The organism is Xanthomarina sp. (assembly GCF_035306705.1).
Taxonomy (GTDB): Bacteria; Bacteroidota; Bacteroidia; order Flavobacteriales; family Flavobacteriaceae; genus Xanthomarina.
Genome location: NZ_DATGNO010000023.1, coordinates 1 through 6916, shown reverse-complemented (window position 1 = coordinate 6916; position 6916 = coordinate 1). Strand labels below are relative to the sequence as shown.

The 6916-nt window shown below is 35.4% G+C and carries 6 protein-coding genes; 4 read left to right on the top strand and 2 right to left on the bottom strand.

The features are described from left to right. Positions 1–706: 706 nt before the first annotated feature. Positions 707–1204: a hypothetical protein gene (locus tag VKY47_RS01575; RefSeq protein WP_324309810.1), complete on the top strand. Its 498-nt coding sequence runs from the start codon at positions 707–709 to the stop codon at positions 1202–1204. 307 nt (positions 1205–1511) lie between these two features. On the opposite strand, the gene nagB is transcribed toward VKY47_RS01575, so the two are convergent. Then, positions 1512–2294: a glucosamine-6-phosphate deaminase gene (gene nagB / locus VKY47_RS01570; RefSeq protein ID WP_324309808.1), complete on the bottom strand. Its 783-nt coding sequence runs from the start codon at positions 2292–2294 to the stop codon at positions 1512–1514. A gap of 435 nt (positions 2295–2729) precedes the next feature. Between nagB and VKY47_RS01565 the strand changes: the two genes are divergently transcribed. After that, positions 2730–3947 carry a serine hydrolase domain-containing protein gene (locus VKY47_RS01565; RefSeq protein ID WP_324309806.1) on the top strand — a complete coding sequence of 406 codons (1218 nt, stop codon included), beginning with the start codon at positions 2730–2732 and terminating at the stop codon, positions 3945–3947. Positions 3948–4066: 119 nt separating this feature from the next. On the opposite strand, the gene VKY47_RS01560 is transcribed toward VKY47_RS01565, so the two are convergent. Then, positions 4067–5773, bottom strand: a complete 1707-nt coding sequence (locus VKY47_RS01560; RefSeq protein WP_324309804.1) for a potassium channel family protein — start codon at positions 5771–5773, stop codon at positions 4067–4069. 181 nt (positions 5774–5954) lie between these two features. Here VKY47_RS01560 and VKY47_RS01555 point away from each other — a divergent pair, with 181 nt between their 5' ends. Together VKY47_RS01555 and VKY47_RS01550 are read left to right on the top strand one after the other, a co-directional pair. Next, entirely contained in the window at positions 5955–6368 is a 414-nt protein-coding gene (locus VKY47_RS01555; protein ID WP_414731184.1) for an HYC_CC_PP family protein, read from the top strand. A 144-nt stretch (positions 6369–6512) separates the two neighbouring features. Beyond that, positions 6513–6916: efflux RND transporter permease subunit (locus VKY47_RS01550; RefSeq protein ID WP_324309801.1), on the top strand; the 404-nt coding region annotated here is incomplete at its 3' end.

The window sequence follows — 6916 nt, the reverse complement described above, 5'->3', positions numbered from 1 at the left end:
TATAAGGGCGGTTTTTTTATTTTTACACCCTCTAAGTTTCTTATCTTTAGTTCTTAATTCACTGTTATACAGTTGTTTCTGTTGCTAATTAGTATCTAAATGAGTGTAATCGACTGATAATCAGTACTGCATTACATATTGTATCGGAAAGTAATTTATGCCATTAATCTTTGTATGTATTTTAAAGATGCTTCTCGTATCGCTATGAGCCTTTATGTTTTTTGGAGATGAGTGCCATGGCTTCGACACTACATAGAACACGTTAGTTGCATCAACTTTTAGGTTTGCCTTTTTACAGTACACGTTGTCGAATACGCTAATGCCAAGCATGTTTCTGGTAGTAATTGTCTGCATCTAGCAAACGAGCGTGGTATTCTAAATTATTGTTGTAATTCAGCATTCTCTCAATTATATAACTCGTATCCTATTACACTTTACACGTCTTTTCAATTCTTCTATATTTTTGCAAAAGATCATGAATTACAAGCTTGGCAATGTATGCAGTTAGTATTGATTTAAACCAATAAATAATTTTTTATTTCAGAATAAATATTAACTTGGGAATATATTTTATATACTAAACCATTAATTTTTTAATAATATGAAAAGATATTTTAATGTAAATTCACCGATTTTTTTTAAATCTAAAATCACACTTGTTACACTTTTTGTCGCTTTAAGTTTTGCGTGTTCTTCTGAGGATGGCGTGGACGGTACAAATGGAGAGCAAGGTACTCAAGGAGAGCATGGGATTGATGGCAACGCCAACGTAAAAAAATACACGCTCACGATTGAAGCTGCCGATTGGAATAATGCCGTACATGGTGGAAATGATAATGTTTATCACTATTATGCAGTCCCAAGTTCACTTACAGGTGATATTGATATTTTCAACTCTGGATACCTGGTCCTTGCTTATGGAAAACCTTTAGGATTTGATTATAGCCAGACAAAATTATTACCGTATACTTTTGGCATGGGTGCTAGTTACGGAATAAAGTTTGAAATGGACATTAATAGAAATAGGATACTAATGTTTAAAACAACTAATGGATGGGATAGTAATAGTCTAAGTTTAGCCGAAATGCCGAGTTCCTTTATAGTAAATATTTTTATGATAGAAGTTAATGCCTCAAACAGAGTCATAAACGACATAGATATCAACAATTATGAAGAGGTTGTTAAGTACTTTGAAATAAACTAATGTATGCTTAATGATGTTGTTTAAAAGATAACTTTCTGATTAACAATTAACTAAGCATCGATTTTAAAATAAAAAGGTCTGATTTTATAAAATCAGACCTTTTTTTAAATTGTCAATTTAGGATGTTATCCAGGATTTAAGTGGTTTTGAGCAGTCTGTGACTGCTTTCATTTTTTTAATGTTAAAACATGGTCTTGACCATTTAGTTGTTGTACATCTTGGTTTATCTATAATTGCACTGTTAAGCCAGATAGAATAGGTGTGAATTTCAAAGTTTTAGATTCAAAAAAGGTGGAACTCTAAAATTTTAATCTCCAATTAATGCTGCGGCATCACGATCCAGAATAAATTCGACGTGAGGTATGGTTTGAAGTAAAGATGCTGGAACTTCTGTAGATATTTCACCACGAAGCGCTTTACTGATGATTTGAGATTTATCTTTACCAATAGCGAGAAGCATGATTTTCTGGGCTTTAATTATGGTATGAATTCCAACACTTATGGCTTGATATGGAACGTTTTCAATGGTTCCAAAATCGCCTTCTGCATCTTTTCTAGTAAGTGCATGTAAATCAACCAAACGCGTTGTAGAATCAAAGCTGGATCCAGGCTCATTGAATCCGATGTGGCCATTACGACCAATTCCTAATAATTGTAAATCTAAACCTCCAAAACTCCTTATTTTTTCTTCGTAATCCGTACAATAAAACGGTATGCGATCAGAAGAGCAATCTGCATGCGGAATGTGAATATTACCTGGTTGAATATCTACATGGCCAAATAAGTGATGCTGCATAAAGTAAGAGTAGCTTTGAATGCTTTTTGAGCAAATTGGATAATATTCATCCAAGTTAAAACTGATGACATTATGGAAACTTAATTTTTCTGTTTTATGCAAACGAATAAGCTCTTGATAAACCTTAATTGGCGTTTTACCTGTAGCCAAACCCAAGATAGCACGTTCGCCTTGCTTTTGTTTTTCAAGTATCACGTCTGCTATTTGTCGCGCTGTATAAATAGAAGCTTGTTCTGCATCAGAACACAAAGTGAGATTCTGTCTATCTGTATGTTTGGTAAAAGTATTTGACATATTTTCTAAAGAAGGTCTTTTTAATCAAGAGGGAACTCCGATTTCTGTTTTTTAAAACCGGCGAATTTCTAAAAAGGAAAATCTATTCTGCATCTGTATTTCTTGAAAAAAATGATACAATTTGCAAAAGTAATATCTTTTTTTTAAAATTTCATCAATAAATAATTATTAATTGCAATAGGGATATTCCAATTGGAACAGTTTCTAAATGAAATAGTTATAAGATTTCAAAATATAGGTGATTGCTAGATCTTTTCCCGAAAGACGGCTCAAAAAGATATTGCTCTTCTAATTATTCTTCATTCAAACCATAAGTGTTCCAAAGAAGTGCGTTTTATTGCGTTTTAGTGAGAGAGAGATCTTTAAACATCGGCTACTTTTTAAAATAAGCGTTTACTATATTTGCTGAAAATATATTACTTGTACTACCATTCTATGGCTTCTATAAAATCGTTTTCGTTTCTACTTTTATTAATCTGTGCCACCCAAAAACTAACTGCTCAAGAGTGTTACTATGTTGACAGGCATGCTATTGAAAAGGAAGTTCTAGCTATTCCTGGTGAAACCATGGGGCAAAAACTTGAAAGTCTGCTCTTTTGGTCGCAAGATGAAAAAGAAAGACGATTTTCTATGATGCAGGCTATTTATCCAAGCATTCCTATTCCCACGGGCAATAAAAGTTCTTCGCTGGAGGAACTTGGAAATATGACTCCAAAATGGGAAGATGAAACTACGCTAGTTTCTTATATGAAAGACAATCACGTTCAGGGTATTGTCGTGCTACAAGACAATAAAATAAGATTAGAAAAGTATGCAGACGGAATCACTCAAGAAACACTTTGGACTTCTTTCTCTGTAGCAAAATCCGTTTCCTCTATGCTGGTGGGTGTTGCTTTAAAAGAAGGCGCTATTGAGAGTTTGGAAGATCCATTAAAAAAATATATCAATGAGTTTAATGAACATGATTATGGTGAAGTAACCGTGCGCCAATTATTAACCATGACTTCGGGCATTGAATGGAATGAAGATTATGAAGATCCAAACTCGGATGTTGGACAAATGTATAAGGCGCACTGTCAAGGTGTCGAGTCTCATATTTTGACTTATATGAGGCCTTTAAAATTTGCTTACAAACCTGGAACTCATTGGAACTATAATACTGGTGAAACTGATTTAGTGGGGATTTTAGTCCAGAAAGCTACAGGTAAAAGCTTGGCGGAATATCTTTCTGAGAAAGTATGGAAGCCCTTTGGAATGGAGCATTGCGCAGCTTGGTTAGCAGATGAGTGCAGCCATCTAAATCTTGGTGGAAGTGGTCTTTCGGCGAGCCTAAGAGATTTTGCACGCTTGGGAATTATCATGTTGGATGCCGGTAAAGTTGGAGGTGAAAACATACTTTCAGAGGCCTATTTAAAAGATGCCACCTCTCTATTACAACAAGTGAATGATGAAGGTGATGGTTATGGCTATTTATGGTGGCGTTTTCAAGATGGTAGCTATGGCGCTTTCGGAATATTCGGTCAAATGGTTTATATCAATCCGCATAAAAACATCGTCATCGCCCAAATCGCAGCATGGCCCAAAGCAGGTTCTAAAGCGCTCACTCAAGAAAGACAAAATTTTATCGAAGCCGTTCAACGCGTAATTGATTAAAGAGAAACGGTCTCAGCTTCAACGCATTAGAGTTTCTATAGCGCATTGCACACTTTTAATGGATAAATAAGTGAAACGAAGGTTGTTTTTTGCATAGATGGCTATGTCATTGATGGCCCTTAAGCACCATTGCTATATATTTTATTAAATTTATGTTTCATTTCGATGTTTCCAAGCATGACTATTTCAGCACCATGAGGAAGTATGGTATTTGAAGATAATAAAGTAAACACTTCAGAGTTTTCTTTTATAGCAATGATAGATAATCCTGTTTTAGCACCTACACCGGATTCTGAAAGCGTTTTACCTTCTAACGATTTTGGTACAGGAATAATAAACAAGGTGAAACCCTCTCCAAGAACGGTTAATTCTTGACCTTTAGAAATAGATAAGATGGCCTCCGAGCCTAATGTGGAGTAACTTAAAACAAAATCGGCTCCTGCTTTTTGCATAATATCCACATTTCGGGCTTCAGAAATACGACTCACAATTCTCACTTCTTGGTTTAATTTTCGACAGTATGAGGCGAGATAAATATTCATGGTGTCGTCGTGGGTTGTAAGTAATATCGATGGCGCTTCCAAAATCCCTGCTCTTTTTAATAATTGATAGTCTGCTGCGTCTCCTTTAAATACTTGATTGCAATAGGGTTTTACTTTTTTAAGTACCTTCGGATCCTTATCAACCACATTCACTAAAACACCTTTTTTATGTAAAGATTTTACGGCTGCCAATCCTACTTTACCTGCTCCAATGAGCAATACAGGATTGGGATTTATATTATAATCAAGGAAAAGTGCATCAATTTTATTGAGTTGCTCTTTATTTCCTATAATTACCAGAACACTATCGTGTGTTAGTATTTCATCCCCTTTTATTGGTTGTAATCTGCCACGTTCCCAGATACCCACAATACTCACCCCAAACTTTTGTCTTAAGTTAATTTCTCGTATTTTTTTTGAAGCTAAAGGTGTGTTGTGGATAGGCAATTCGGCAATTAAAAGGTCTTCATATTGTCCGATGGCATGAGACTCTGCATGTTGTGTATAAACTCTATTAGCCAATTGTTCGCCAAGCCATTTTTTTACGGGTAAAACATGGTCTGCGCCACTTAGTTGTTGTACATCTACAGATTCTATATCTGTAGCAATGGCAACAATGGGTATTGTGGGAGCAATTTGCCGTATGGTGAGTATGATTTTGGTATTTAGAATATCATTTCTATTAACCACAATTAGTTTCGCATCCTTAATATTGGCGGCGATAAAGGTTTTCTCATCATCCAATTCGCCTAATAGTACTGAAACATGGTTGTTATGAATTTTTAGCGCTTTTTCTAGATCGTTTTCTATAACATAATAAGGCGTGTCCTCTTGCTTAAATCTCTCCGTGAGGTCTCGGGTTATAATATCATAGGAACAAATGATAACATGATCTTTTACTTGGGAAGGAACTTGACGAGGCACTTTGTTTTTTTCTCTGGACTCTAAAAGCGGCACATAAAAGTGTCTAATAAAAGCAAAAGGCAGAAAAATAAGCAACATAAAAATCCCAGAAAGCAACACCACAATACTGAAAAAACGCCCCAAGTCCGATGTAAACGTAATATCTCCAAAACCCAAGGTACTCATAACGGTAAGTGTCCAGTACAGCCCTGTAATCCACGAGTGGTTTTGACCTTCTATTTCCATAATAACATGAAAAAGAATGGTGAAGACGATAATTACAACTCCTAAAAGAACCAGATATTTAAGAAGTATCTTGGAGTTTCTTTTAAAGTCTCTATCACTCAAATAATAAGCTAACTGACTGGTAACAAATTTCATGTTCTTGTGTTTTTATATCGTGTTTACAATTTGGTCTTTATAAATCTTTTTTACAAATAATTAACAGCAAATATTTTTAGTAAACATATATCTTAATAATGGCTTTTTATTAAATATGGGTGTGTAAAATTCTGTTAAACAAAAACGATAGTTGTTATAAAATTGTATCTTTGTTTTTACGATGAAAAAAGTATTCCATAAAATAATGTCTATGCTCATGGCTTTTGTAGTGTTATTCTCTACAATGTCATTTACAATCAACATGCATTATTGTGGCGGTTCTTTAATGGATTCTGCTATTTTTCAAAAAGTAGAAACCTGTGGTATGGAGATGGATAATCCTTTAAGTGAAGGATGTTCTATAACTAAAAAGGATTGCTGTAAGGACGAACAAGTCGTTTTGGATGGTCAAAACGAATTGCAGCTTTTAATTGATAAAATTTCTTTCGAGCAGCAAATCTTTGTTGCCACCTTTATTCATTCGTATATCAATCTTTTTGAAGGACAGGATGAGAATATCGTTCCTTTTAGAGATTATAATCCCCCCTTTCTCATACGTGATATACAGAAACTTCACGAGACTTACCTAATTTGATTTTAAACAGTTCCGTATCCCGATAGCTATCGGGACGGAGAAATTAGCCCTATGGTTACTGCCATTCTGGGCCCGTTTTGTGTCGTCTAATTTTCTGTTTTACAGAATCTCATTCAATGTTTAACTGTTTAACAATCAATCCAAATGCTAAATAAAAGCATGAAATTTCTCATAGAGAACAAGCTGGTAGCCGTCTTGTTGCTCGCCCTATTTGTCGGTATGGGGGTGGTCAATGCCCCTTTTAATTGGGATACGGGTTTTCTGCCCAGCAATCCCGTAGCCGTTGATGCCATTCCCGATATCGGTGAAAATCAACAAATCGTTTATACCGAATGGGAAGGTCGTTCCCCACAGGATATAGAAGATCAAATAAGCTATCCTCTTACCACTTCACTTTTGGGGATTTCTGGGGTGAAGACCATCCGTAGTTCCTCAATGTTCGGGTTTTCGAGCATCTATATCATTTTTGAAGAGGATGTGGAATTCTATTGGAGCCGAAGCCGCATCTTGGAAAAGCTAAATTCCTTGCCCGCCGGTTTGCTGCCTGA

Bases quoted from the DNA above. Each gene is read 5' to 3' on its own strand.
- nagB (WP_324309808.1), bottom strand. From the start codon at position 2,294: ATGTCAAATACTTTTACCAAACATACAGATAGACAGAATCTCACTTTG.
- VKY47_RS01565 (WP_324309806.1), top strand. From the start codon at position 2,730: ATGGCTTCTATAAAATCGTTTTCGTTTCTACTTTTATTAATCTGTGCC.
- VKY47_RS01560 (WP_324309804.1), bottom strand. From the start codon at position 5,773: ATGAAATTTGTTACCAGTCAGTTAGCTTATTATTTGAGTGATAGAGAC.
- VKY47_RS01555 (WP_414731184.1), top strand. From the start codon at position 5,955: ATGAAAAAAGTATTCCATAAAATAATGTCTATGCTCATGGCTTTTGTA.